The organism is Mesorhizobium sp. M5C.F.Ca.IN.020.32.2.1, assembly GCF_004023105.1.
Lineage (GTDB): Bacteria > Pseudomonadota > Alphaproteobacteria > Rhizobiales > Rhizobiaceae > Mesorhizobium > Mesorhizobium wenxiniae.
This window is the reverse complement of record NZ_RZSX01001449.1, coordinates 1-826: the sequence shown is the minus strand read 5'-3', so window position 1 is coordinate 826 and position 826 is coordinate 1. Positions and strand designations below refer to the sequence as shown.

The window sequence follows — 826 nt, the reverse complement described above, 5'->3', positions numbered from 1 at the left end:
GCCATGCGCTTCTGCTTGACCAGGAGTTCGAGGGCGCGATAGCGGCGCCCGCCAGCGGGCACCTCGAACATGCCGGTCTCGTTGCCCTCGCCATCCAGCACCGGCCGGACGTTGAGGCTCTGGAGCAGGCCGCGGCGTCCGATCGAGGCAGCGAGGTCCTCGATCGTTTCCCCGCGCTTGATGCGCCGGACGTTGGACTGGCTGAGCACCAGCTTGTTGAAGGCGATGTCGCGCGATGCGTTGAGGGTGATCTTCTGCTTGGCGGTGGCCATGGGGATTGTCTCCGCGACGGGCGGCCGAAACTCTCTCGACCTCCTAACCCGTCACGAAGACCGGCGCCGCCCTCTCACTCTGAGGACGACGCCGAACAGGAAGACCCGGAAAGGCAGGGAGCCGCAGATGCGACTCGGCGCATCTGCGGCTTTGCGGATTTCAGGCGGAAGCAAATCAGGCGCCGTCCCGGCGAGACCGGGCCGCGGAAGAGAGGATGCGCTCCGCCGCGCGGACGCTCCCCGCCTGACGCGCAGCCTCGGCCCAGACCGAGAGCGGCAGGTCCGTGGCAAACAGGATGTCGCGCTCGATGCCCATGCCGAATGGCAGGCGGACCGACGTCATCTCGAGAAGCGAGAAGCTACCGATCTCCGGATCGCCGAGATCGGCGAGGCCGTACAAAATGTCGCCATCGGCATCCAGTTCGGTGGCGAGCCACACGCCTTCGCCGAGCGGGTTGAAGAACTTGACCACCGGTACATGGTCGGCGCCGCGATCGCGGCCGTTGGCGAGCAGGCGCTCACGCAGCTCATCGGTCAGGAGGATCATGCCGCCC

2 protein-coding genes are annotated in these 826 nt (G+C 66.9%); both read right to left on the bottom strand.

The window, feature by feature from the left end:
• A partial coding sequence (locus EOA86_RS36690) for a ParB/Srx family N-terminal domain-containing protein (RefSeq protein WP_164892411.1) occupies positions 1-272 on the bottom strand: 272 nt, incomplete at its 3' end.
• A 175-nt stretch (positions 273-447) separates the two neighbouring features.
• Entirely contained in the window at positions 448-819 is a 372-nt protein-coding gene (locus EOA86_RS36685) for a DUF2958 domain-containing protein (RefSeq protein WP_128345838.1), read from the bottom strand.
• Between the last annotated feature and the right edge of the window lie 7 nt (positions 820-826).

What these genes read in the sequence shown, in the direction of transcription:
- EOA86_RS36685 (WP_128345838.1), bottom strand. Translation starts at nt 819, where the DNA reads ATGATCCTCCTGACCGATGAGCTGCGTGAGCGCCTGCTCGCCAACGGC.